Raw genomic sequence first — 1,656 nt, 5'->3', positions numbered from 1 at the left:
ACGCCATGGCTATCAAGCAAAGGTCAGTCCTCAGTTCACCACACAAACTTTGCCTTATGTGATTCGTACAGATCAATCGGCTGTTGATTTTTTAACCCGCCTTGCCGATCGCATGCGGGCACGTTTTTTAATCAAAGACAATAAGTTTTTGTTTTTAAGCGGAGATAATTTACCAGCATTAGCAATCCATAAGCACGACTGTTCCAACTGGGAATTTACGTTAGAGCCACGTACACAATACGGCACTATTGAAGCTTCTTATTTTGATCGCTCAAAAGGGCAGCAATGCCAAGTCAAACATCAGACAGGGTTTAGCGGTCCCGTGCGGCGTCTTCTCACTTGTTACACTTGTGAGGAGGAAGCACGAGCTGCTGCTGCTTCCGAGTCGGACAGGTTGTGTCGTGCTGTAGGCAGTGGTTCTTTGACCCTTGAGGGACGCCCTGAAATCATGGCGGATCAACCTCTTTTATTGCAAGGGTTTCGTGGGCAAATCAATGGACCATGGAAAGCTGCGACCGTCACCCACTGCTATGAGAAGCAAAGCGGATACACCACAGAAATCACCTTTGAGGCACCAGACAAGGGAAAAGAAAGTAATGAGAACACTGAACATGCTAAAAACAGAAAATCCAAGAGATAATTTTGCTTCTTCTTTTCGTCAACTTCCCCATAATAGTGAAGCAGAGCTGGCATTACTTGGAGCAATCCTGATTAATAATAATGCACACGATCGAGTTTCAGACTTTCTCAAAGCAGAACATTTTTTTGAAACGCTACACCAAAAGATCTTTGAGATTGTCTTACAAATTATTCAAAAGGGTCATCTTGCAAACCCCATTACAATCAAGCCCTATATCCAAATGGAAGAAAAAATTGGAGATATTACTGTATACCAGTATGTTGTTCGCTTAGCCACAGAGGCAGTCACTATTATTAACACTGAAGATTATGGACGCGTTATTTACGATCTTTTTATCCGCCGGTCTTTGATTAATCTTGGCAATGAAGTTGCCAATACAGCTTTTGATGCCCCTGTAGAGCTCACGCCTACCCAACAAATTGAAACGATTGAAAATCAGTTATTTGAGCTCGCCGAAAAAGGGAAATATGGGGGTGGGTTTGAAAACTTTGATACAGCCATTGCAAAAGCACTTAACATGGCAAGCGCTGCAAAAAAGCGTTCCTCACAGCTTTCTGGGATAGCTACCCATATCAAAACCCTTGATGAGAAAATGGGAGGATTACAAGCATCTGACTTAATTATCATAGCTGGACGCCCTGGGATGGGGAAAACCTCACTGGCGACCAATATTGCTTTTAATATTGCCAATGCTTGTAAGCGTGATAACAGCCAAGAAAATGAAGGGGGTATAGTTGGTTTCTTCTCACTTGAGATGTCAACAGAACAGCTTGCAACTCGTATTATCTCAGAACAAATAAAGGTTTCTTCTTCTGATATGCGTCGTGGTAATATCTCAGAAGAGCAATTTACCAACATCATTTACGCAATGCGTTCCTTACAAACAATCCCTCTTTATATTGATCAAACGGGGGGTGTATCCTTTGCACAATTGTCCGCCCGTGCAAGGCGTCTTAAACGACAACATGGTCTAGATGTCTTGATTATCGATTATATCCAACTCATGACAAGCGGTT

The 1,656-nt window shown here is 42.6% G+C and carries 1 protein-coding gene and 1 pseudogene; both read left to right on the top strand.

Annotation, left to right across the window (positions count from 1 at the left end; translation table 11 throughout):
* Positions 1-640 (top strand): annotated as a pseudogene (locus ACFIK7_RS07690) (phage late control D family protein); the annotation flags it as partial.
* A partial coding sequence (locus ACFIK7_RS07685) for a DnaB-like helicase C-terminal domain-containing protein (RefSeq protein ID WP_375663196.1) occupies positions 597-1,656 on the top strand: 1,060 nt, incomplete at its 3' end. The pseudogene ACFIK7_RS07690 and the gene ACFIK7_RS07685, both read left to right, overlap by 44 nt.

Source organism: Bartonella sp. CL266QHHD, from assembly GCF_042195355.1.
Classification (GTDB): Bacteria; Pseudomonadota; Alphaproteobacteria; order Rhizobiales; family Rhizobiaceae; genus Bartonella.
This window is presented reverse-complemented; position numbering and strand designations above follow the sequence as displayed.